The sequence below is a fragment of the Bacillus cereus group sp. BfR-BA-01349 genome (assembly GCF_022663795.1).
In the GTDB taxonomy this organism is placed as follows: Bacteria; Bacillota; Bacilli; order Bacillales; family Bacillaceae_G; genus Bacillus_A; species Bacillus_A cereus.
Genome location: NZ_JAKUGE010000002.1, coordinates 203,163 through 225,807, shown reverse-complemented (window position 1 = coordinate 225,807; position 22,645 = coordinate 203,163). Strand labels below are relative to the sequence as shown.

Sequence of the window (22,645 nt, the reverse complement as noted above, 5' to 3'; positions counted from 1 at the left end):
TGGCGTCACTAAGGAGGAGGAGATTAAATGAGCATTGAATGGGTAGAGGTGGATCATTTACTTGTGAGTGATGAGAAAAGTAAAGAACTGAAACCCGCTCTTAAACTAATTCTTATTGAGTTGAAAAAGGTATTTATTAATGGTGAAAACTGGCTGAATACACCTTTATATAAAAAACAAACAATCGAAAAAAGGAGATATAAGGATATTCATTATTTAATTCCTTGGTCATACCATCAAGGGATATTTACGAATCCTAAATACTCCTTGGATCTGAAGGAATATTTTTTTGGAGGTAGATTTAGTAAGGTAGGTGGTACATTTACAAGATATGCTCTTGCATACGGCTTATTAACAAAAAAAGAAATAGAAAAAATTAAGGAATTATATGAGTGGACAGTAGCAATTGCATATATATCCTTTGCTTCAGTATATTGTTTCTTTATAAATAAACCGTTTAGTGAAATGACAGACGAGGACTTTGATAGAGAGGATCTACATTGGGTTTATTGCTTGAATAAAAATGGTCTTGTAAGCAGAATAGGGATTCAAAATATTAGACTCCAATTGGAATATTCTAATCGTGTATTTAGTATTAAAAGACCATCTCTAACAATTTTTCAAAAATTAAAGAATAATTATACCGAATACAAATGCGTTTTGGAGGATTATTATAAATATTTAATTGCTTCAGGTCTTAAACCGAAAACAGTTTATGAGAAATTTGCAAAGTTAAAATGGTTATTTGAATACTTAGAAATGAATAATATATCATTGTTAAATTTTAGAAATAAAGATTTTTCTATGATCAATCAAAGTATGGAATTGAAAGGTTTTGGTGTTTCGTACAGAATGAAAATTTTATCTAATATAAGGTTGTTTCTTGAGTGGGGTACATTAATTTATGAGTGTTTTCCTACAAAAGTTGAATTTCCAAAACAGTTATTTAAGAATCTAAGTAAAACATGGGAAAAGGAATTAATTGAAGGAGACGGTAAAGCTTTTCCAATTGAAGGTTTAGAAAAAAAGATTATGAATATAGTGTTTAATTTTGAGCCACAAAGCGAAATAGAAGAATTGTGTAAAGAATTTTGGTTGATCGCAGGTAGTTGTCCAACGAGGTTTGAATTTATTAGAAATCTCTCTGTTGATTGTATAAATCCAATGCTAAACAATAATACTTTATATGGCTTAACCTCAGAATATGAGGATAAAGGTGGAAATGTTTACGGTGAATTTCCCATATTTGATCGAATTGGCATAGAAGCAGTATTACGGTTGCAAAAGAGAATTGAAGGAAGCGGGTTTTTACCAATAGAAAATCCCAGAAATAGACTTAAATACGTTCATTTATTTCAACTTGGGAAAGCACCTTTCATTCTTTCAGGGTATTTAATTAGAACGTTCCTACACGAAAAGATTTTACTTAATATTCCTGAAATTGAAAGTTATATAAATGAAGGAAATGAAAAGTTTGAAATTGGATCGCATGGATTTAGACATTACATAGCAACAACAGTTATGGTGAAAACTCGTGATATAAAAGCTGTTCAGTACATTCTGGGTCATCATGATGTCACCATGACAAAATTATATTTGAGAAGTAAAGTTTCAAAAAATACCCTTCTATATTCTATTTTAGATGGATATGAAAAGAAAGAGTTATCAGGGAAATTTTATCTTAGTCTTATAGACATTCTATTTAATGAAGAGTTAACTAATTATGAAATGTTAAATGCGCTGTCAACACAGATGGAAGTAAATTTATTTTTAAAACAGTTTGGTAGAAAACGAGATATGGGTTGGTGTATGACAGAAGAGAGTTGTGATAATTTCTATCGTTGTTGGAGCTGTGAACACTTTTTATTAAGGAAAGAGGAGATTGAGGAAGCGATTGATAAGTTAGCAAAGCATATTATTGAGCATAAAAAATTAATAAATGAGAGTAGAGACTTTAAATACAATAATCCTATAGCAACAGACTCCATAAAAAAAATCGCTTTGATTCAGAAAAGGATTATGGACTTAGGCCTTAAACCAGAAAAAATATGGCAAATGGTTCAAAATACCCTATTGGGGAAAGACATCAAGGAGGTGCTTAAGGATGTCTGAAATAATTGTTCAGGGTAATTTAACAGATCGAGTTCTCATAAATAATACGTCAATTAGGATGTATACAAACGATCATTTTAATGATGTTGAATTAAAAGCGTTGTTCAAAAATGTGAATATGGAGTTCAGAAAATGTAGAACCATCCCTGTTAATGAACTCTTACATAATGCTAGCATACCATCCTACGTAAAACAGAAGAGAATAAGATATCTGAGAATGTTGGCTTTTTTTCAAAGATATCGATTTTCACTTGAAGAAATTTTTGATATGAAAAAAACTATAAGAAGATTCAAGTATCCAATTGAAATAATGCCTAACTTTCATATTCTCAATAAACTTTTAAGTCAACATTATCAAAATTGGTTTAAGCATCACGGTGAAGATAATAAAATATTTGAAAAGATAAAAGACGTACTGGAATCATTGGTTTTACGATTGTGGTTAGCGGGTTATGGTTTAGTACAGGGAGTTGGTCTTGAACCACTTACGAATGAAACATTATTGAACGTGCTAGATAAATTAGAAGTTGGTAGCACAACTCGGTCTTTGTATAGAAATGCTTGTATCTTTTTAAGTTATGCATTGTTAAACGAGTCGAATTCCTTGATAAATGAACCAATTAAAATAAGGGTAAAACAGACGGTGTTGGAATTAGAGAAGAAGCGTTGGAATCAAACCCTCGATATGTATCCGATAGAATTAGCAAAGATATTTAAAGAATATGTTTTTAATGTCTTATACCGGCGTACTAAAGGACAACTCATTGTTGAAAACAAAGATTCAGAAGGGCGTTTACAAAGAAAAACTCTGGCAAAGATTACTACAAGTACTTTTAAAAATCACTCTAGATCACTTTCTTCTTTATGTACTTATTTAAGTAAATGCAATTGTTTAACGATAGATGATGTATTAAAAGGGAAATTATTTGAAGTGTTCTATTTGATAACTGAAAATTACAAAAAAACAACCTTAAAACAATACAGCAGCTCTACAAAGAGTTGGCTTGAATACTATTTTAATGAAAATAAATTAGCTGTAAACATCTCCACAGTTATCCCAACAACAAGGATAGGAAAGAAGAATACGAGATATGGAAAGCATATAGATTTTATACAAGCAACAAAATTGATAGAAGTACTACTAGATGATCAATCACCATATCATAAGGATAATGATTTATTAAACTTTAGAAATAGAAGAGTGTGTTTAATTCAGCTGGAAACAGGAAAAAGAATTCATGAGGTAGCGGTGCTGAAAAAGAATTGTTTAATAAAAAATAAATACAATGATGTTTTTATAGAGTTTCATAAAACTAAAAGTGGTAAACCAAGCAGAGTTTCATTATCAAAAGAGGGACAAAGATGGATTCATCAATTACAGGAACTTTCTCCAATTTTACCCATTGATATAGATTCAAAATTTTATTTGTTTGGGGATGATCTAAATACATATAGGTTATTGGCGGATCATACAAATTTAGCTCCTTATTCAAGGGAGAGTCTTAAATACTATCTGAGTGACTTGCAAAAAAAGATTTGGGGAGATAGTCCACCTGGGGGAAGGTTTTTTTCTACCCATGATATGAGAAGAATGTGTGCGACCTATATGAAGCTGAAGGGATATAATGAAGTAGAAATAGCAGATAGATTGGGACAAGAAAATCTTAAATCGCAATTTACATATACTTTAACAATGGGAAATGAGACTTTACAAAAGTATAGTGAAATAGCTCAAACAGGATTATATGGAATAAAGCTAGATTTTAATTCAAATGTAGTTAAGGATTATCATACAATTGATGCTGAAGAGGTATTGGGACAAACCTCGATGATAATTGATAACCTAGAAGATGAAAAAATCGCAAAAAAATTTATTGAAAAAATCTTTCGAGAAGTAGGAGATATAGATTTTTCTAATAATAAATTACACAAAAGCAGTGAAATGATATCTGGATACCCATTGAGGACACATAACTGTAAGGCACATACAAGAGTAACTTGTTTTCACACCTCATTAAAATGTTATAAATGTGATAAATATAGTCCAGAAAAAGACACGCTGTTAAATCATAAATCTGAAATAGTACGTTGGATTGTATTTCTTCATCATAATGAATCTTTATTAAAACAGGCAAAAGATTTGGTTGAAAAAAGAGTATTGCCTCATAAAATTGATGGTATAAAAACAGACCTTGATGAGGCTTTCGGGAAATTATTTGTTAAATTTGATTCAGTTGATGCTAACGATGTAAATAATATAGAAAAAGAATTATATGGAGTAGCAAAAAAATATATAAAAAGATATTATAAACAATTTCCTAATCCTACTGTTGCACAAATGGATATGTTTTTGGAAAAGGGTGATATTAATGGCCAAAGTAAAATTTGAGCAGGATTCTTTATCAAAGGCGGCGGCAAGTGTAAAGAGGACAATTTTACGTAGGGCGAAAAATGGTGCATATTTGGATGAAAAGTTAAATAAAACTACAATATTGAATAAGATATCAGCTTCTTTGAACGTTACAACTAGAAGTTTATATAGCGAAAGTCGAAAGAATTACTTAGATGAGTGGTTTAGAAAATTACTTGAAGCGATAGAAGATGAGAATATGAATTTATTAAGAGAAAGCGGACTTTCTTCATTAGAAGAGCTAAAGAATCATACAATTGAAGAACTACAAGAAGAAATACAAGAATTAAAAAAACTAATAAAAGCTTATCAAATAAAAGTACAAAAGAACCAAGTCTTGATAGAAGATTTATTGAAAAACGAAGTGCAGAGGTACGAAAGACTATAAGTCTGTTAATGGAAATTATTGATTTATTTATAAAATGAGTTAAGTTGAGATGAAATTGATTATTTGAAAGAACGTTTAAGTGTTTATTGCAAATTAAATTTGAAACTTGCTAAAAGCTTCTTCGTATTTAATAGGGGGAAAATAATATTCACTAAAAAACTTACTATTTTAAAGGGATTTTTATTACAATAGAATTGTATAAGAAAATAGATATGCTGAGGAGCGAAGTCATCTTGAGTAAATTAACCTTACAAGAACTTGAATCACATCTGTGGAAATCAGCAGATATCCTTCGGGGATCTGTTGATTCCAGTGACTATAAAAATTACATATTTGGTTTACTGTTTTTAAAGCGTTTAAGCGATACCTTTGCAGAGCAAAGAAGTAATCTTGTTCAAGAGCACGGAAAAGAAATCGGCACGGTACTTGCTGATGATCCAGAACAATACCAATTTTTTGTACCAAAAAAGGCACAGCGGGAAGAAATTCGTAAGTGTGCAGAAGATATTGGCTCTGCCATTAATGTGGCTTTTGAATCACTTGAAAATGAAAATGCAACGCTTGAAGGGGTATTAACACCTATTGATTTTAACCGTAAAGAAATTTTGACAGATAGCGTATTGCAACGATTGTTGCAACATTTCTCTTTATTAGATCTAACTAATAAAAATTTATCCGAACCTGATATGTTGGGGCGTGCCTATGAGTATTTAATTAAAATGTTTGCGGACGATGCAGGTAAAAAGGGTGGTGAATTCTATACTCCTACTAAAGTGGTTGAGTTAATAGTTAAATTAATTAAACCAGAAGAGGGTATGCGTGTTTATGATCCTACTTGCGGATCTGGAGGTATGCTGATTCAATCTATAGATTATGTAAAAGAGCATGGGGGCAATCCTCAATCTTTATCCTTATATGGCCAGGAAAAGAATCTTGGGACTTGGTCTATTGCTAAAATGAATTTATTGCTCCATGGTTTACCAGATCACCGGATTGAAAAAGGTGATACTATCCGTCATCCGAAACTAATTGAAGATGGAGAAATTATGTTATTTGATCGAGTGATTGCAAATCCTCCATTTTCTTTGAAGGAATGGGGGCGTGAAGAAGCTGAGTATGATCCATATGGTCGTTTTCAATACGGGATACCTTCGAAAAATGCTGGGGATTATGCCTTTATTCAACATATGGTTGCTTCACTAAAATCAAATGGTGTTGCGGGTGTTGTTATGCCACATGGTGTTTTATTCCGTGGTGGAGCTGAAGGAAAGATTCGTCAAGGATTGCTGGAAGCAGATTTATTAGAAGCGGTTGTAGGTCTTCCTTCTAATCTCTTTTATGGTACTGGCATTCCAGCTTGTATATTAATTTTCAACCGAAATAAACCTAAAGAACGTAAAGAAAAGGTATTATTTATTGCTGCTGAAGGTGATTTTCAAGAAGGGAAAAGCCAGAATACATTGCGTGAGGAGGATATTCAAAAAGTTGTTACTACCTTTGACGCATATACAGATGTTGAGAAATATGCACGTGAAGTATCTTTAATTGAAATTAAAGACAATGATTATAACTTGAATATTACTCGTTATGTTGATAAATCAGAAGATGAGGAGCAAGTGGATTTATCAGCTGTACTTAAAGATATTAAAGAGTTGGAAGAGAAGCAAGTCAACATTAAGATAAAGTTAAATAAGTACTTAAAAGAAATTGGAATTGGTGAAGTGTGATGGTAGCAGAAATTAAGTCTATTCGAGAAGGATATAAGATGACGGAGCTAGGCGAAATCCCAGTGAACTGGGAAATCGTTAGTATAGGAGAAATTGCCTCGGAAAAATCAGAGAGAGCTGGTGAGAAAGAGCTAAAAGTGCTGTCTGTTACAAAATATGATGGGATTGTTGCGGCAAGTGAGTATTTTAATAAAACAGTTGCTTCCAGGAATACATCAAATTATAAAATGGTACGTAAAGGGGACTTTGCATATGCAACTGTTCACCTCGATGAAGGCTCTATTGGATTAAGTAATTTTGAAATTGGAATTGTAAGCCCTATGTATACAGTGTTTAGGGCGAACTCGGAAAGAGTAGATTTTTCCTTTTTATTTTCACTATTAAAATCACATCGCATGATGAATATATATCAGCTTATTGGTCAGGGGGGAGTCGATCGTCGCCGGTCCATTGCATTTAAAACATTATCAGAGACTAGAGTGGCACTGCCCTCTTTAGAGGAACAGCAAAAAATTGCTGAAATTCTTTCTAACGTAGATGAGCAAATTGAGATCACTGATCAAAAGATTGTTAAAACGAAAGAACTTAAAAAAGGCTTGATGCAGCAATTGCTGAACAAAGGGATTGGACATACTGAATTTAAGAAGCCGAAGTTCGGGAGTATTCCAGTTGAGTGGGAAGCTAAGACTGTTGGTGAACTAATAAAATTTGAGGGTGGTCAGCAACCTCCTAGAAAATATTTTATAAATGAAAAAAAAGAAGGATATATTAGACTTATTCAAATTAGGGATTATAAGACGGACAAATATAAAACCTACATTCCAATTGAAATGGCAAAACGTTTTTGTGAAGAAGAAGATATTATGATAGGAAGATATGGTCCACCAATTTTTCAAATTTTAAGAGGTATAAAGGGGTCATACAATGTGGCCTTAATAAAGGCTACTCCTAATAATAAATTGCAAAAAAATTACGCTTATTATTATCATTTGTAATGAACAACTTTTTAATTTAATTGAAAGGTTATCACAGAGAACGTCAGGACAAACAGGAATTGATATGGAAGCATTAAAATCCTATCCTTTACCTTTGCCTCCAATAGAAGAACAACAAAAAATTGTTGAAATTCTTTCATCTGTGGATGAACAAATTACAAGTTATCAACAAGAAAAAGAAAAATATAAAGAACTAAAAAAAGGTTTAATACAAAAACTATTAACTGGGGAAATTAGGGTGACGGTGTAAACCGTTTCCCTTATTACATGGGGGAGAAAAAATGAAACCTTTAGAATATACGGAAGTGGAATTACCTTTTATTGAACAATTACAAAGCTATGGCTATACATATATTAAAGGCTCAGAGTTAGACGCAGAACGTAATGGCAGAGGTAGTATTGTTTTAGAAGGATATTTAGCAAAAGCAATTCGAAGGTTAAATAAATGGATTAGCGAAGTGAATATAGAAAAGGTTGTAAAACAGTTGGTAACTCTTCAATCTGAGGATTTATGGGATGCCAATAAAACCTTATTTGACTGGTTATTTGGTCAAGGGATTTCTATTCTTCAAGATTTGGGTAGCGGGAAAAAAATCATACGGTACGTCTATTCGATTTTGAAAATATTTATAATAATGATTTTTTGGTTGTCAACCAAATTTCCTATATCAATGCAAATGGAATGATTCGGCCGGATATTGTTATTTATATCAATGGGCTTCCTCTTGTATTGGTGGAATGTAAGAGCCCTAAATTGAAATGGGATCAGCAATTACCAGAAGGAGTTCGTCAGTTTGATCGCTATCAAGAGACGAATGAAAAATTATTTTGGTACAATCAGATGTTGATTGTTACAAGTCGTGACCGGGCACGTGTAGGGACTATTTTGGCTAGACCACAACATTATGCACTCTGGAAAGATCCTTACCCATTAACCGTGGAGGAAGTAGGTAAGAATAGGGCTCAAGATATCTTGGTTGCCGGTATGCTTCGAAGAGAAGCCATTATGGATTTAATGCGGAATTTCATTGTCTTTGATGGAAATGTGAAAAAGCTCGCCCGTTATCAGCAATATCGCGCTGTAAATAGGACAATTGATCGAATTGTCAACGAGGATATCCCTTCTCTTCGAGGTGGAGTAGTGTGGCATACGCAAGGATCTGGAAAATCTTTAACCATGGTATATTTAGCTATGAAATTACGTCGAGTGAAAAATCTTGCAAACCCAATGATTGTAGTTGTGACCGATCGTCAGGATTTGGATGAGCAAATCACAAAAACTTTTCAGCAGTGTGGGTTTCCTAATCCAACACAAGCTACTTCAGTAGCGGATTTGAAACTTCAGTTAGGAAAAGGGCCTGGAACCACAGTGATGACCTTGATTCAAAAATTCCAAGGAGATGAAAAGGAAGAAGGCACACTTTCTTTTCCAGTCCTTTCAGAAGCAAAGAATATCATTATTATGACGGATGAATCGCATCGGTCTCAATATAAAGGATTAGCCATGAACATGAGAAAAGCTTTACCGAATGCGACTTTTATTGGCTTTACTGGAACTCCAATTGATAAAAAGACACATTCTACAACAGGGAAATTTGGTTCGTATATTGATAAATATACGATTGAACAAGCTGTGGAAGATGGAGCTACGATTCCTATTTATTATGAATCTCGCTTGCCCAATGTTCATATAAAAGGGGATTCTTTGGATGAAATGTTTAATCGGGTATTTTATGACTATGATGAGGATACACGTGAAAAAATTAAGCAAAAGCATGTTAATGAAGCATTAATCTTAACGGCACCTGAAAGGATGGACGAAATCGCACTGGATATTGTACGTCACTTTGAATCTCATATTCTAGTAAATGGATATAAGGCACAAGTGGTCGCTGTTTCTAGAACGGCAGCTGCAAAATATAAGACGCTCATTGATCAATATGCAGCTGGTCAATTTGAAACAGCTGTTATTTATTCAGCTGGGCATAATGATGAAAAAGATCTTCGCGATTATCATATTACAAAAGAACAAGAAAAATCTTTAATTGAACGATTTAAAAGGCCTTTTTCAGAAGATAAATTAGCAATGCTGATTGTATGTGATAAGCTTTTGACAGGATTTGATGCTCCTGTGGAACAAGTCATGTATCTTGATAAACCGATACGGGAACATAACTTGCTTCAAGCAATTGCAAGAACCAATCGCCGCTATGATGACAACAAAACCTACGGTCTCATTGTTGATTATTTTGGTGTTTCTCGTTTTTTAGATGAGGCACTTGATATTTTTAGTTCAAATGACGTTAGAGGTGCGCTTCAGTCCATTGATGAAGAGTTACCGCGTCTAGAACAACGACATCGCTCTGCGATGCGATTTTTTGATGGGCTGAATAGAACTCAGCGTGAAGAAAGCATTCTTCGTCTGGCTGATGAAGATATCCGTTCTGATTTTGAAGTGACTTACAAGCGCTTTGCTGAAAGTATGGATAAAGTGATGCCGAGTCCTAAGGCTGAACCATTTGTTAATGACTTAAAGTATTTAGGTTTAATTCGTCAATTAGCTAAATCACGTTTTCTTATAGATGACGGACTCGATATTTCAAATTGTGGGGAAAAAGTACGCGATCTAGTATATAAACATTTGCAATCCGAAGGAATTGAGGTTCGTGATCCAGTTTCTATTTTAGATGTTTCGTTTAAAGAAGAAGTTGAACAAAATATGTTACCAGAAACCAAGGCGGCGCAAATTGAACATGCAATTAAACGAGAGATCTCAGTTCGGATGGAAGAAGACGAAGTTTTTTATACTTCTCTTAAGAAAAAAGTGGAGAATTTATTAGAACAGTTTAAAGAGCGACAAATGAGTGTCTATGAACTTTTAGAAAAACTTTATTCTGCCAGAGAAGAGATTTTGAACAAGGTAGAAGGACAAACCAAGAGTGGATTAAAGCCAGAGGAAGAACCGTACTTTAATAAATTAGTAGAAGTATTTGAAGGAAACAAAGAAAAAGAAGAGTTAAAAGAAATTGCTACGGAGATTCATCGATTTATAGATGAACGTGTAACTGGGATACCGGATTGGACCTACAAAAAAGATTTTAAACGAGCTTTAAATGCAGATTTAAAAGTCAAGCTATTAAAGAAAAATATGTCAATGAGTGATGCTTCAATGCTGGTGGGATATTTTACAGCTTTAGCAGAAGTGCAATACGGATAAAAAAATGATCAGAAACCAGGGATGGTTTCTGATCATTTTTTATACGTTTAGGGTTCTACCATTAATTCTGAGCCATTCTTTTCGTTGTTCATAATCTGGGAGTAGCATCCGTAGAGTCTCCCAATATTCTTTGGAATGGTTCATATGCTTCAAATGAACTAGTTCATGGGCTAATACATAGTCAATCACAGACGTAGGGGCTAAAAATATTCGCCAATTTAATAAGATGTTACCAGTAGGTGTACAGCTTCCCCATCGTTGTTCTTGATCTTTAATAATGATTTTTTGCGGTTCCTTCTGAAGTTTTAAGGTGAATCGTTTTAAGCGATCCTGTGCAAATTTATTTGCTCGTTTTTTAACCCAATTTACGAATAATGGATATAAAATTTCTCGATGTTTATCTTCAGAAATCCCTTTTGGCAGTTCTGCCAAAAATCGGCTTTGATAAAAGTGAAAGGCGGGTTCATTTATATTTGTTTTAATGACTTTAAGCCGATATTGTCGGCCGAGATAAGGAAGTTTTTCGCCAGACAAAAAAGATCGCTGTGAAACGCTTGTATGTATCTCGTTGAAATCAGAAAGTTGTTTGATAATCCAAACAGCTTTTTTATGTAAGGTGGTTTCAATTTTTTCCATATTTATATCGGAAGGAGATATAACAGTTACTCCATGCTGGTCAACAGAAATAGATAACGTTTTGCGCCGGCTGCTTTTTGTTAGTGTATACGGTATCGTTTGATTTCCAAACTGGATCGAAAGCATCAATCATCTCCCTTTCTAATGTTTATTATAACAGGCGATTAGATTCTAACAAACATAAGATTGCATAGTAGAGTCTAATCATATAATAAGCAATTGGAATTTCTCTATTCTTAATGTCTTGCAAAATTTGTATTGATTCTTTCATGGTATAATCTGTTAAAAAAATTGTTTAAGGGGAATGATATTTTTGAAAAGTAAGAGAATCATTTTATGCGGAAGTTCTAATTGAGGATAGCGTGCTAGTTATTGTTCGTAATTTTTTATTTTGCGGAGGTTGTTAACGGAAGAGTTAGAGGCTTAATTATATATCTTTAATATAATTAAGTACAGGTGGTTAGAGTAGCCTTAAAAGCCGCCAATTCTCAATGTGATTTTTAAATTTATGAAAGAAAAAATCAAATAAAATGCACTAAACTTGCCATTCTTCAAAAAAAAATATACTTACTATTCATAATAAAAGAATGCGGCCAGATTATCGGAATTGAAGTGCTTGATCATATTATAATAGGTGACCATAAATTCGTGAGTTTAAAGGAAAAAGGTCATATTTAAGACTATGCTTTTTACTTATTTTGTTTTATAATGTGATTTATGAGTTTTTTGTAGAAATTTATCTACAAAAAGGATAAAGATATAAAAAACGTACTGTTTTTATAATATAAATTAAGAAAAAATGAGTCCGTGAAAACAAGAAAGGAAGATAAATAATATGTTTGGATTTGGTGGATTTACTCGCGATCTTGGAATAGACTTAGGAACTGCGAACACGCTTGTATATGTAAAAGGAAAAGGTGTAGTTTTACGTGAACCTTCAGTAGTGGCGTTACAAACTGATACGAAACAAATCGTTGCTGTAGGTAGCGACGCAAAACAAATGATTGGTCGTACACCAGGGAACGTTGTGGCACTTCGCCCGATGAAAGACGGTGTAATTGCTGATTACGAAACAACTGCAACAATGATGAAATATTACATTCAACAAGCTCAAAAATCAAACGGTTTCTTCTCACGTAAGCCGTATGTAATGGTATGTGTACCATCTGGTATTACAGCTGTAGAAAGACGTGCAGTAATCGATGCGACTCGTCAAGCGGGTGCTCGTGATGCTTATCCTATCGAAGAGCCATTTGCAGCAGCAATTGGTGCAAACTTACCTGTTTGGGAACCAACTGGTAGTATGGTTGTTGATATCGGTGGTGGTACAACAGAAGTTGCAATTATTTCTCTAGGTGGTATTGTAACAAGCCAGTCAGTCCGTGTTGCTGGTGATGATATGGACGATTCAATCATTCAGTACATTAAGAAAAGCTATAACTTAATGATCGGTGAAAGAACAGCTGAAGCATTAAAATTAGAAATTGGTTCTGCAGGCGAGCCAGAAGGTATCGAGCCTATGGAAATTCGCGGTCGTGATTTAGTAAGTGGTTTACCAAAAACAGTACTAATTCAGCCAGAAGAAATTGCAGATGCATTAAAAGATACAGTAGATGCGATTGTAGAATCAGTTAAAAATACGTTAGAAAAAACTCCACCTGAATTAGCGGCTGATATTATGGACCGCGGTATCGTATTAACAGGTGGCGGGGCATTACTACGTAATTTAGATAAAGTAATTAGTGAAGAAACGAAAATGCCAGTTCTTGTTGCAGAAGATCCATTAGATTGCGTAGCAATTGGAACAGGTAAAGCATTAGACAATATCGATCTTTTCAAAACTGCTGCTCGATAATATTGCAAAATAAAAATCAGTGAAATTAAGAGGGTGTGAACGTGCCACAGTTTTTCTTAAACAAAAGATTAATTGTTTTGTTGGTTAGTATTATTCTTCTCGTGGCATTGATTGGAATCTCATTGAAAGAACGGAACAGTTTAACATGGCCAGAGCAGTTTGTTAAAGATACTGTCGGTGTTGTAGAACGTGTATTCCAAAAGCCAGCGAAATACGTAGCTGGATTCTTCGAAAATGTAGAGGATGTAAAGCGCACGTATGAAGAGAATAAAGAATTAAAAGCAAAATTAGATAATTATGCAGGTCTATCAGGGAAAGTAAAACAATTAGAAGATGATAACAAGAAGCTACAAGAGCTAACGGGTAAAAAAGAGTTAAATAGCGGGTATACTGAAATTCCAGCTACTGTTGTTTCTCGTAATCCAGATAAATGGTACGATTTAATTGGAATTGATAAAGGGGCACAGCAAGGAATTAAAAAAGATATGGCTGTAGTAACTTCACAAGGGTTAGTTGGAAGAGTGAAAAGTGTATCTCAGTTTACATCATCAGTAGAATTACTAAGTTCTATGAGCCGAACAAATCGCGTTTCTGCTATTGTACAAGGGCAAGAGAAAATCTTTGGATTGATTGAAGGTTATGACAAAGAAAAGCAATTACTTCTTTTCACAAAGATTGGCTCTGATGCACCGGTAGATAAAGATCAACTAGTTGTAACATCTGGACTGGGTGATATTTTCCCGAAAGGTCTTGTAATTGGAAAAATCGTTGAAGTTCAGCCGGATGCATATGGCTTAACAAAAACAGCTTATGTAAAACCTGCCGCTGATTTAAATGACGTAGAGCATATTACGGTTGCTAAACGTGCAACACCTTCAGCGCCATTAGAATAGGAGGAGAAGAAGAGATGATGAAGATATTAAAAAGAGCAGCTCTTCCTCTTTTGCTCCTTTTTGTGTTTCTATTTGAAAATATGTTTGCTACTGTTGTTCCAACGGATGTGTTTTGGAAAGACAGCATAGCAGCACCGCATTTCTTTATAATCGTCTTATGTTTTATTACAGTGTATTATAGTCCGGTCCAAGGGATTTATTACGGACTATTATTTGGCTTCTTATTTGATACCGTATACACAGAACTTGTCGGGATATATATTTTTGCTTATCCGATTTTAGCTTATTTAGTATATAGTGTGATGAAAGTACTACAATTGAATTTATTTATTGTTGTTTCTATCATATTAGCTAGTGTTGTAGCACTAGAGTATTATGTGTATGGATTCTTAACTTTATTAGGACGTACTCATATGCCAGCGTATGTCTTTTTCACAGATCGTCTCCTTTCTACTTTATTGTTAAATGCTATTTTCTTATTGATAGTTTGTTTCCCACTGAGACGATATATAGTGCGTCTTTCAAAAGCGATGGAAGAAAAAGAAAAAAGGATTTTCTAATTTTATGTCGAATTGAATCGGTGGGGTGAACTTTAGTGGAAGAAAAAAAGCAACAAAATGTAACGATAAAAGGGACAAAAGATGGGATAACGCTTCATTTAGATGATTGTTGTTCATTCTCAGAATTATTGGTGGAATTAGACGAAAAACTTTCTACACATTACTACGATGGTGATGGACGCTCTTTAATTGAAGTGCATGTGAAAGTAGGAAATCGTTATTTAACAGAAGTCCAACAAGAAGAGATTCGTACGTTAATTCGTAATAAAAAGAATCTTGTTGTGGATTCAATTGAAAGTGATGTTATCACTAAAGCAGAAGCAATAGCTTGGAAAGAAGAAACAGAAATTGTCCCTATTTCCAAAATTGTTCGTTCTGGACAAGTTTTACATGTAAAAGGAAATTTGTTGTTAATTGGAGATGTTAATCCAGGCGGAACGGTTATCGCTGGGGGGAATATTTTTGTCGTAGGATCATTAAGAGGAATTGCACATGCTGGGTATTATGGGGATTCGGATGCTGTAATCGCTGCATCTGTTATGAACCCGATGCAACTTCGAATTAGTGATGTGGCAATGCGGGCTCCGGAAGAGAAAGAAGACGGAGCGGAGGCGGCAGAATGTGCGTATATTAATGAGAACAATCACATTGTTGTCGATCGCCTGCAACTTCTCACTCATCTTAGACCTAATTTAACAAAGTTAGAAAGGGGAATTGTATAGCTGTGGGAGAGGCAATAGTAATTACATCTGGAAAAGGCGGAGTAGGTAAAACTACTACATCTGCGAACATTGGTACGGCCCTAGCGTTATCTGGAAAGAAAGTGTGCTTAATTGACACAGATATCGGTCTTCGAAATTTAGACGTAGTAATGGGGCTGGAAAATCGTATTGTATTTGATCTTGTTGATGTCGTTGAAGGGCGTTGCCGTTTACCTCAGGCTCTTATTAAAGACAAACGTTTTGATGATCTTTATTTATTACCTGCAGCACAAACGAGTGATAAATCAGCGGTAACACCTGAACAAATGGATGAATTAATACAAGTATTACGTCAAGATTATGATTACATATTAATCGATTGTCCTGCGGGGATTGAGCAGGGATTTAAAAATGCGGTAGCTGGTGCGGATAAAGCGATCGTTGTTACGACTCCAGAAGTATCCTCAATGCGCGATGCGGATCGTATTATTGGGCTTTTAGAAAAAGAGGATATTGAACCACCGAAACTTGTTATTAATCGTGTACGTAGTCATATGCTTCATGAACAGGATATGTTAGATGTTGATGAAATTGTACGTACATTGTCAATCGAGCTTCTTGGTGTTGTCGAGGATGACGATGAAGTTATTCGAGCTACAAATACAGGTGAACCTGTGGCGTTGCAACCAAGCGGAAAAGCAGCGTTGGCTTATCGTAATATTGCAAGACGCTTGTTAGGTGAGAATGTACCATTACAAGCATTTGAACAAGAAAAGATATCGGTATTTGCAAAGGTGAAAAACTTCTTTGGAATCCGTTAAGAGCACTTCGCACATATGCGAAGTGCTTTCTTTTTTCTTCACACGAATATCTTTCTTTCTTAGCTCATACATATGTACAAACTGTATACAACTGTTTCTAATGAAATTAGCTTAACGAAAGAAAGGAGACGGTATGAAGAATAGACGCGTAGAAGAAATTAAAAAGCGGATTGCAAAAAGGAAGGCCGAGCAAGAAAGGATGGAGGAAGAGCAGTATTTTAACGGAGGGAATTTTGATAGTGAAGCAGTATTTATTGAAGATGGAGAAAAGGAAATGCATCCTTTATTTCGAAAGGAAGTCTTTTTCTTCAAAGTTTTATTATCAGCAATATTAGTTCTTTCGGTTGCTATTTTATATAAGAATGCTCCTTCTTCATTCAATGGAGCTAAAGCTGTTACAGAAAAAGTGATGAAAGAGGAATTTCAGTTTGCTACTGTAGCGAAATGGTACGAAAAGCAATTTGGAAAACCGCTCGTATTCTATTCGCCGAACGAGAAAAAAGAAGGAAGTATTCAGCAAAAAGATTATGCAATTCCTGCTTCTGGAAAGGTAATGCAAGGGTTTCAAAAAAATGGCCAAGGTGTATTTGTCCAAACAGCTACAAATGCAAAAGTGGAGTCAGTAAATGAAGGGTTAGTTGTTTTTGCAGGCAAGAAAGAGGAACTTGGAAATACAGTTCAAATTCAACATGCAGATGGTACGGAGTCATGGTATGCAAACTTAAACGATATGTCAGTGAAATTATATGATTACGTTTCAAAGAAACAAAAAATTGGAACGGTGAGTAATGATACAAATGATAAAAATGGAAAGTTTTATTTCGCGATAAAAAAGAATGAAAAATTTATTGATCCGATCCAGGTGATATCATTTGATTAAATATAGGGACGTTTTAACGAAAATTTCCGTGCATCCATTATTTTGGGTTATTATTGTCATTGGTATTTTTACTGCGCGTTTTAAAGAGTTACTACTGTTATTTTGTATTGTTCTTATTCATGAACTTGGGCATGCTTTTGCAGCAGCACACTATAATTGGCGTATAAAAAGAATTCAGCTTTTGCCGTTTGGTGGCGTTGCCGAGCTTGAGGAACATGGTAATAAGTCATTGAAAGAGGAACTTGTTGTCGTAATTGCAGGACCGATTCAACATGTTTGGATGATGCTGGTAGGTTATATGTTGTTCGAAGCCGGTTGGCTGAATACAGATTTATATTATTTCTTTATGTGGAATAATATAATTATTTTAGCATTTAATTTACTCCCTATTTGGCCGTTAGATGGCGGGAAAGTATTGTTTAATGTATTATCATATCGTTTCCCTTATTTACAAGCACATGAAAAGATGATGCAATTGTCATGTGTTTTTTTTGGTGTAATATTAGGATGGCAGTTACTCTGGAATAGTAACAATATTATGATGTGGGTACTACTCATATTTTTAGCAGTGTCATTATATCAAGAGTGGAAACAAAGACGGTATGCATTTATGCGTTTTTTATTAGAACGTTATTATGGAAACAAAAGAGGAATCGAAAAGATTGCACCTATTGAAGTGCAAACGGAAGATCGTTTATATACGATCTTCACAAAATTTCGTAGAGGATATAAGCATTCTATTATCGTCCGTGGAAAATATAAAGAGCATTACACATTGGATGAAAATGAATTGCTCTATGCATATTTTACTGAAAAACGAACAACTTCATCAGTTGAAGAATTAATCGGTTAGTGTTGACGATAGCACTAACCTTTTATTATTGTAAAAGCAAAGAAGATTATAAAGTGAGGAAATAATTTTGAAAACGTTATATGTGAATTACGCTGGTTCGGAAAAGCGCGTTGCAATTGAAGAGAAGAAAAAAATTGTTGAGTTTTTATGGAAACGTAATGAAGAGCAAGAGATTGTTGGGCATATTTATGTTGGACGTGTCGTAAGAACAATTGCTGGAATGAATGCAGCTTTTGTAAACATCGGTTTAGAAAAACATGCTTACCTTTCATACGATGATGTACCATCTTCTTATCGTATACATGAAGGGCAAGCGATACTCGTACAAGTTGCGAAAGAGGCAATTGATACGAAAGGGCCTAAATTGACAGCGAATATAGAATTTACCGGGAAATATGTCGTTTATATGCCGTTTGGTGAGATGCGCGCTGTTTCTCGAAAAATAAAAAATAATAAAAGAAGACAACAATTACTCCAAATTGAAATAGAGGGAACGGGGGGATACATTTTCCGTTCTGCTTCTGAAAAAGGAGCAATTGAAGAAATACAAGCTGAAATGCAAGAGTTACAACAGTTGTATGAAGAGTTAAAAAGAAAAGAGGGCCAAGGAAAGGCGCCGTTATTACTTCATCGACCGGCGACCTTTTTAGATCGTGTATTTCAAGAGAACCCAATTGAAACCATTGAAAAAGTAGTTGTAGATACAAGAAGTATAGTAAAAGAATTAGAAGACAAAATTGGAAAAGAAAAAGTATCTTTTTATAATGAAAAGTCTTCGATGTTTAACCATTTTGGAATAGAGCGTGAAATTGAGAAAGCACTTCAAAAAATTGTTTGGCTTTCAAATGGTGCTTATTTAATTGTAGAACAAATGGAGACGATGACTGTAATTGATGTGAATACGGGCAAGTTTACGGGAAAACAAAATTTACAAGATACAGTACTTCGCACAAATGAGATGGCAGCTGAAGAAATTGCACGCCAATTAAGAATTCGTGATATTGGTGGTATGATATTAATTGATTTTATTAATATGAAAAAAAGAGAAGATAAAGAAAAGGTAAGAGAATGTCTCATAGCTGCTATGCAAGATGACCGCACATATACAAGGGTGCTCGGCTTTACGGAGCTAGGGATTTTGGAAATGACACGTAAACGTAAAAAGCATTCTTTACGAGACGTATTATTAAAAGAGTGTGTACCTTGCAAAGCGACGGGTTATGTGATGTCGCATGAAACAATTGCGTATGAGTTAGAGAGAGAACTAATCACATATGGCAATATAGAAGATGAAGCGGTATTAATCGCTGCGCCTAAAGAACTGCAAAAACAGTTTTTGCAAAAAGAATTACAAAAAAATATTCCATTTGAAATTTATTTCAAAGATGATAATATCGAAAAGTATGCTATCGTTCGTTTTGGAAGTAAAAAAGAAATTGTAGAGCGGAAAAAATAGTTAGCAGAACATTTATTGACAACCGTCTATGATTCATGATAACATCTTTATGTTATAGTTTATAGCACCTAAACGGCTATATGCTACAACCGCACAAGACAGGTTCCCTAAAGGCATTTATGTCTACCTCGTTTTTGGCGAGTCTTAGTAATTAAGAGGAGGTGCAAGTATGTACGCAATTATCGAAACAGGTGGAAAACAAATTAAAGTTGAAGCTGGTCAAGCAATCTACATTGAAAAATTAGATGTTGAAGCTGGTGAAACTGTTACTTTTGACAAAGTTCTTTTCGTTGGTGGCGAAAACGTTAAAGTTGGTAGCCCAGTTGTAGAAGGTGCAACAGTTACTGCGAAAGTTGAAAAACAAGGTCGCGCTAAGAAAATTATCGTTTTCAAATACAAAGCGAAAAAGAACAATCGTAAGAAACAAGGTCATCGTCAACCTTACACTAAGCTAGTTGTTGAAGCTATCAACGCTTAATTCTGGTTAACATGATTAAAATTACGATAAGTCGCACGAAATTAGGAAGTATCCAATCATTTAAAATGACTGGACATGCCGATTATGCGCCACATGGACAAGACCTTGTCTGTGCTGGAACTACAGCGGTTGTGTTTGGTTCTATAAATGCAGTGGAAGAACTTTGTAATGTGCAAGCAACTATTGAACTCGGAAGTGATGGCGGATTCTTAACGTATGAATTGCCTAATGATTTAGACGTTCATACAGCAGAAAAAGCACAAACACTTTTAGAAGGATTAGTTGTTTCGCTTAAGACGATCGAACTTGATTACGGAAAGTATATCCGTTTAATAGAAAAAGTGCAGGAGGTGTAACGTATGTTAAGATTAGATCTTCAGTTTTTCGCATCTAAGAAAGGTGTAGGTAGTACAAAGAACGGTCGTGACTCTCAGTCAAAACGTCTTGGTGCTAAACGCGCAGATGGTCAAACGGTTACAGGTGGTTCAATTCTTTACCGTCAACGCGGTACAAAAATTTATCCAGGTGTTAACGTTGGTCGTGGTGGCGATGACACTTTATACGCGAAAGTTGACGGCGTAGTACGCTTTGAGCGTCTTGGTCGTGACCGCAAACAAGTGAGCGTATATCCTGTTGCTCAAGAAGCATAAGAACTCACGGAAAACTCTAACCTGAGTGCAGGTTAGAGTTTTTCTATATTAAGGGGTATCTAAATGAATGAAAAATGGACAATTATAGATGCATTGCGCCATTCAAGACATGATTGGCTCAATCGTATGCAGATGGTGAAAGGAAACCTTTCCCTTGGAAAAGTGGAAGAAATTCATAGTCTCATCGATCGTTTTGTCCAAGAAGCGAGACAAGAATCCAATCTGATGGGGCTATCAATGCCTTTATTTTCAGAGTGGATTTTAACATATAATTGGAAACAGCAGCCGTGCTTATTGGAGTACGAAGTATTAGGGAAATTACATAACTTATCTCACTTAGATGAGACTGTATGTACATGGACGAATCAATTTTTCTCGATGCTTCAGCATAGTTTAGACGTATATGTTGAAAATTATGTTTGTATCACAATTGAATGTGACGCGGATAATGCTCGTTTCTTTTTTGATTTTCGTGGTAAGCTAACGAGTGTAGAAGAACTACAGAATTGGCTTGCGACCCAAAACAATAAATGGTATTCCATTTCTTATACAGTGCGAGACGAAGAAGTCTCAGTTATATTACAACCAATTGAAAAAAGTGTGGTGAAATAATGTTTGTAGATCAGGTCAAGATATATGTAAAAGGCGGCGACGGTGGTAATGGTATGGTTGCGTATCGTCGTGAGAAGTATGTACCAAAAGGTGGCCCAGCAGGTGGCGACGGTGGTAAAGGTGCAGATGTTGTTTTCGTAGTTGAGGAAGGCTTACGTACATTAATGGACTTCCGCTACCAACGTCATTTCAAAGCTGATCGCGGTCAGCACGGAATGAGTAAAGGTCAGCACGGACGTAAGTCTGAAGATTTACTTGTAAAGGTTCCACCAGGAACAGTAGTAAAAGATGAAAAAACTGGTCAAATTCTTGCCGATTTAGTAACGCATGGACAAACTGCTGTAATTGCAAAAGGTGGCCGCGGTGGCCGTGGTAACTCACGTTTCGCAACAGCTACGAACCCAGCGCCAGAAATCGCTGAGAACGGGGAACCAGGTCAAGAGCGTGATGTTATTCTAGAACTTAAAGTACTAGCAGACGTTGGACTTGTTGGATTCCCAAGTGTAGGTAAATCTACATTATTATCTGTTGTATCATCAGCGCGTCCGAAAATTGCAGAGTATCATTTCACAACAATCGTTCCAAATCTTGGTGTTGTTGAAACGGGTGATAACCGCAGCTTCGTTATGGCTGACCTTCCAGGACTAATTGAAGGCGCACATGCTGGCGTCGGACTTGGACACCAATTCTTACGTCATATTGAGCGTACACGTGTAATCGTGCATGTTATTGATATGTCTGGTTTAGAAGGCCGTGATCCATATGAAGATTACGTAACGATTAATAATGAATTAAAAGAATACAATCTTCGCTTAACTGAGCGTCCACAAGTTGTTGTTGCAAACAAAATGGATATGCCAGATGCAGAAGAAAACTTACAAGCATTTAAAGAGAAAGTGGGAGACGAAGTAAAAATCTTCCCAATCTCAGCTGTAACAAGACAAGGTGTTCGTGACTTACTGTTTGAAGTAGCGAACTTAATAGAAACAACACCAGAATTCCCAATACATGAAGTTGCGGATGAGTCTGATACAAGTGTAATGTACAAATTTGATACTGAAGGTGTTAAATTTGAAATTACACGTGAAAGTGATGGCACGTTTGTTATCTCTGGTTACGATATCGAGAAAACATTCAAGATGACAGACTTCTCACGTGATGAATCTATACGTCGTTTCGCTCGTCAAATGCGCGGAATGGGTATTGATGAAGCGCTTCGTGCACGTGGTGCGAAAGACGGAGATATTGTAAAAATTCTTGAATATGAATTTGAATTTATCGATTAAGACTGCCGAAATACGGCAGTCTTTTTTTTATATCGTAAAAATCGGATTTATATAGGAAAAAATCCCCACTAATTAAATTTTCAATTTATAATAAAAAGGGAGTGGTTTTAGAAGA

Annotated in this window: 22 protein-coding genes, 1 pseudogene and 1 other annotated feature; of the genes and pseudogenes, 22 read left to right on the top strand and 1 reads right to left on the bottom strand. The window is 35.1% G+C overall.

The window, feature by feature from the left end:
• Nucleotides 1-27 precede the first annotated feature (27 nt).
• From MR169_RS02455 to MR169_RS02420, 8 genes are all read left to right on the top strand, one after another.
• Nucleotides 28-2,112, top strand: coding sequence for a tyrosine-type recombinase/integrase (locus MR169_RS02455; RefSeq protein WP_242318838.1), 2,085 nt, complete (start codon nucleotides 28-30; stop codon nucleotides 2,110-2,112).
• Entirely contained in the window at nucleotides 2,105-4,501 is a 2,397-nt protein-coding gene (locus tag MR169_RS02450; RefSeq protein ID WP_242318837.1) for a tyrosine-type recombinase/integrase, read from the top strand. The genes MR169_RS02455 and MR169_RS02450 overlap by 8 nt, the downstream gene beginning before the upstream one ends.
• On the top strand, nucleotides 4,482-4,910 hold the full coding sequence (locus MR169_RS02445) for a hypothetical protein (RefSeq protein ID WP_242318836.1): 429 nt from the start codon (nucleotides 4,482-4,484) through the stop codon (nucleotides 4,908-4,910). Before MR169_RS02450 ends, MR169_RS02445 begins: the two co-directional genes overlap by 20 nt.
• Before the next feature lie 233 nt (nucleotides 4,911-5,143).
• Complete coding sequence (locus tag MR169_RS02440) at nucleotides 5,144-6,637, top strand: type I restriction-modification system subunit M (protein ID WP_242318835.1); 1,494 nt, start codon at nucleotides 5,144-5,146, stop codon at nucleotides 6,635-6,637.
• Nucleotides 6,637-7,632: a restriction endonuclease subunit S gene (locus MR169_RS02435; RefSeq protein ID WP_242318834.1), complete on the top strand. Its 996-nt coding sequence runs from the start codon at nucleotides 6,637-6,639 to the stop codon at nucleotides 7,630-7,632. The genes MR169_RS02440 and MR169_RS02435 overlap by 1 nt, the downstream gene beginning before the upstream one ends.
• Nucleotides 7,589-7,882: a restriction endonuclease subunit S gene (locus MR169_RS02430; protein ID WP_347408016.1), complete on the top strand. Its 294-nt coding sequence runs from the start codon at nucleotides 7,589-7,591 to the stop codon at nucleotides 7,880-7,882. The genes MR169_RS02435 and MR169_RS02430 overlap by 44 nt, the downstream gene beginning before the upstream one ends.
• Before the next feature lie 31 nt (nucleotides 7,883-7,913).
• Nucleotides 7,914-8,318, top strand: a complete 405-nt coding sequence (locus MR169_RS02425; protein ID WP_242318832.1) for a hypothetical protein — start codon at nucleotides 7,914-7,916, stop codon at nucleotides 8,316-8,318.
• Nucleotides 8,276-10,849, top strand: a complete 2,574-nt coding sequence (locus tag MR169_RS02420) for a type I restriction endonuclease subunit R (protein WP_242318831.1) — start codon at nucleotides 8,276-8,278, stop codon at nucleotides 10,847-10,849. Before MR169_RS02425 ends, MR169_RS02420 begins: the two co-directional genes overlap by 43 nt.
• Before the next feature lie 39 nt (nucleotides 10,850-10,888).
• Here the strand turns inward: MR169_RS02420 and MR169_RS02415 are convergent, their stop codons facing one another.
• Nucleotides 10,889-11,611: a M48 family metallopeptidase gene (locus tag MR169_RS02415; protein ID WP_242318830.1), complete on the bottom strand. Its 723-nt coding sequence runs from the start codon at nucleotides 11,609-11,611 to the stop codon at nucleotides 10,889-10,891.
• A 459-nt stretch (nucleotides 11,612-12,070) separates the two neighbouring features.
• On the opposite strand from MR169_RS02415, the pseudogene MR169_RS02410 reads away from it, so the two are divergent.
• From MR169_RS02410 to obgE, 14 genes and pseudogenes are all read left to right on the top strand, one after another.
• Nucleotides 12,071-12,163, top strand: a pseudogene (locus MR169_RS02410) (JAB domain-containing protein); the annotation flags it as partial.
• A gap of 157 nt (nucleotides 12,164-12,320) precedes the next feature.
• Complete coding sequence (gene mreB / locus MR169_RS02405; protein WP_000466736.1) at nucleotides 12,321-13,340, top strand: cell shape-determining protein MreB; 1,020 nt, start codon at nucleotides 12,321-12,323, stop codon at nucleotides 13,338-13,340.
• Between the two features lie 41 nt (nucleotides 13,341-13,381).
• Nucleotides 13,382-14,233 (top strand): rod shape-determining protein MreC, encoded by an 852-nt coding sequence (mreC, locus tag MR169_RS02400; protein ID WP_001135486.1) that lies wholly within the window; start codon nucleotides 13,382-13,384, stop codon nucleotides 14,231-14,233.
• A 14-nt stretch (nucleotides 14,234-14,247) separates the two neighbouring features.
• Nucleotides 14,248-14,793, top strand: coding sequence for a rod shape-determining protein MreD (gene mreD / locus MR169_RS02395; protein ID WP_000975766.1), 546 nt, complete (start codon nucleotides 14,248-14,250; stop codon nucleotides 14,791-14,793).
• A 35-nt stretch (nucleotides 14,794-14,828) separates the two neighbouring features.
• Nucleotides 14,829-15,515 (top strand): septum site-determining protein MinC, encoded by a 687-nt coding sequence (gene minC / locus MR169_RS02390; protein WP_000391525.1) that lies wholly within the window; start codon nucleotides 14,829-14,831, stop codon nucleotides 15,513-15,515.
• Nucleotides 15,516-15,517: 2 nt separating this feature from the next.
• Nucleotides 15,518-16,315, top strand: coding sequence for a septum site-determining protein MinD (minD, locus tag MR169_RS02385; protein ID WP_097920301.1), 798 nt, complete (start codon nucleotides 15,518-15,520; stop codon nucleotides 16,313-16,315).
• 133 nt (nucleotides 16,316-16,448) lie between these two features.
• Complete coding sequence (spoIVFA, locus tag MR169_RS02380; protein WP_000797471.1) at nucleotides 16,449-17,195, top strand: stage IV sporulation protein SpoIVFA; 747 nt, start codon at nucleotides 16,449-16,451, stop codon at nucleotides 17,193-17,195.
• The gene (spoIVFB, locus tag MR169_RS02375; protein WP_000599054.1) at nucleotides 17,188-18,048 is read left to right on the top strand and encodes a stage IV sporulation intramembrane metalloprotease SpoIVFB; all 861 of its coding nucleotides are present in this window, start codon (nucleotides 17,188-17,190) and stop codon (nucleotides 18,046-18,048) included. Before spoIVFA ends, spoIVFB begins: the two co-directional genes overlap by 8 nt.
• Before the next feature lie 67 nt (nucleotides 18,049-18,115).
• Nucleotides 18,116-19,504: an Rne/Rng family ribonuclease gene (locus MR169_RS02370; protein ID WP_016118671.1), complete on the top strand. Its 1,389-nt coding sequence runs from the start codon at nucleotides 18,116-18,118 to the stop codon at nucleotides 19,502-19,504.
• A gap of 77 nt (nucleotides 19,505-19,581) precedes the next feature.
• Nucleotides 19,582-19,659, top strand: a sequence feature (ribosomal protein L21 leader region).
• A gap of 14 nt (nucleotides 19,660-19,673) precedes the next feature.
• On the top strand, nucleotides 19,674-19,982 hold the full coding sequence (gene rplU, locus MR169_RS02365) for a 50S ribosomal protein L21 (protein WP_000270907.1): 309 nt from the start codon (nucleotides 19,674-19,676) through the stop codon (nucleotides 19,980-19,982).
• A gap of 11 nt (nucleotides 19,983-19,993) precedes the next feature.
• A complete protein-coding gene (locus MR169_RS02360) occupies nucleotides 19,994-20,338 on the top strand; it encodes a ribosomal-processing cysteine protease Prp (protein ID WP_002001054.1) in 345 nt (114 codons plus the stop codon).
• Nucleotides 20,339-20,341: 3 nt separating this feature from the next.
• Complete coding sequence (rpmA, locus tag MR169_RS02355; RefSeq protein ID WP_000944958.1) at nucleotides 20,342-20,632, top strand: 50S ribosomal protein L27; 291 nt, start codon at nucleotides 20,342-20,344, stop codon at nucleotides 20,630-20,632.
• A 63-nt stretch (nucleotides 20,633-20,695) separates the two neighbouring features.
• On the top strand, nucleotides 20,696-21,244 hold the full coding sequence (locus tag MR169_RS02350) for a sporulation initiation phosphotransferase B (RefSeq protein ID WP_001003584.1): 549 nt from the start codon (nucleotides 20,696-20,698) through the stop codon (nucleotides 21,242-21,244).
• Entirely contained in the window at nucleotides 21,244-22,530 is a 1,287-nt protein-coding gene (gene obgE / locus MR169_RS02345; RefSeq protein WP_000497127.1) for a GTPase ObgE, read from the top strand. Before MR169_RS02350 ends, obgE begins: the two co-directional genes overlap by 1 nt.
• The last annotated feature ends 115 nt before the right edge of the window (nucleotides 22,531-22,645 follow it).

Bases quoted from the DNA above. Each gene is read 5' to 3' on its own strand.
- mreB (WP_000466736.1), top strand. From the start codon at position 12,321: ATGTTTGGATTTGGTGGATTTACTCGCGATCTTGGAATAGACTTAGGA.
- MR169_RS02360 (WP_002001054.1), top strand. From the start codon at position 19,994: ATGATTAAAATTACGATAAGTCGCACGAAATTAGGAAGTATCCAATCA.
- mreD (WP_000975766.1), top strand. From the start codon at position 14,248: ATGATGAAGATATTAAAAAGAGCAGCTCTTCCTCTTTTGCTCCTTTTT.
- MR169_RS02455 (WP_242318838.1), top strand. From the start codon at position 28: ATGAGCATTGAATGGGTAGAGGTGGATCATTTACTTGTGAGTGATGAG.
- MR169_RS02425 (WP_242318832.1), top strand. From the start codon at position 7,914: ATGAAACCTTTAGAATATACGGAAGTGGAATTACCTTTTATTGAACAA.
- MR169_RS02350 (WP_001003584.1), top strand. From the start codon at position 20,696: ATGAATGAAAAATGGACAATTATAGATGCATTGCGCCATTCAAGACAT.
- rpmA (WP_000944958.1), top strand. From the start codon at position 20,342: ATGTTAAGATTAGATCTTCAGTTTTTCGCATCTAAGAAAGGTGTAGGT.
- MR169_RS02445 (WP_242318836.1), top strand. From the start codon at position 4,482: ATGGCCAAAGTAAAATTTGAGCAGGATTCTTTATCAAAGGCGGCGGCA.
- spoIVFA (WP_000797471.1), top strand. From the start codon at position 16,449: ATGAAGAATAGACGCGTAGAAGAAATTAAAAAGCGGATTGCAAAAAGG.
- obgE (WP_000497127.1), top strand. From the start codon at position 21,244: ATGTTTGTAGATCAGGTCAAGATATATGTAAAAGGCGGCGACGGTGGT.
- rplU (WP_000270907.1), top strand. From the start codon at position 19,674: ATGTACGCAATTATCGAAACAGGTGGAAAACAAATTAAAGTTGAAGCT.
- MR169_RS02450 (WP_242318837.1), top strand. From the start codon at position 2,105: ATGTCTGAAATAATTGTTCAGGGTAATTTAACAGATCGAGTTCTCATA.
- MR169_RS02435 (WP_242318834.1), top strand. From the start codon at position 6,637: ATGGTAGCAGAAATTAAGTCTATTCGAGAAGGATATAAGATGACGGAG.
- MR169_RS02415 (WP_242318830.1), bottom strand. From the start codon at position 11,611: ATGCTTTCGATCCAGTTTGGAAATCAAACGATACCGTATACACTAACA.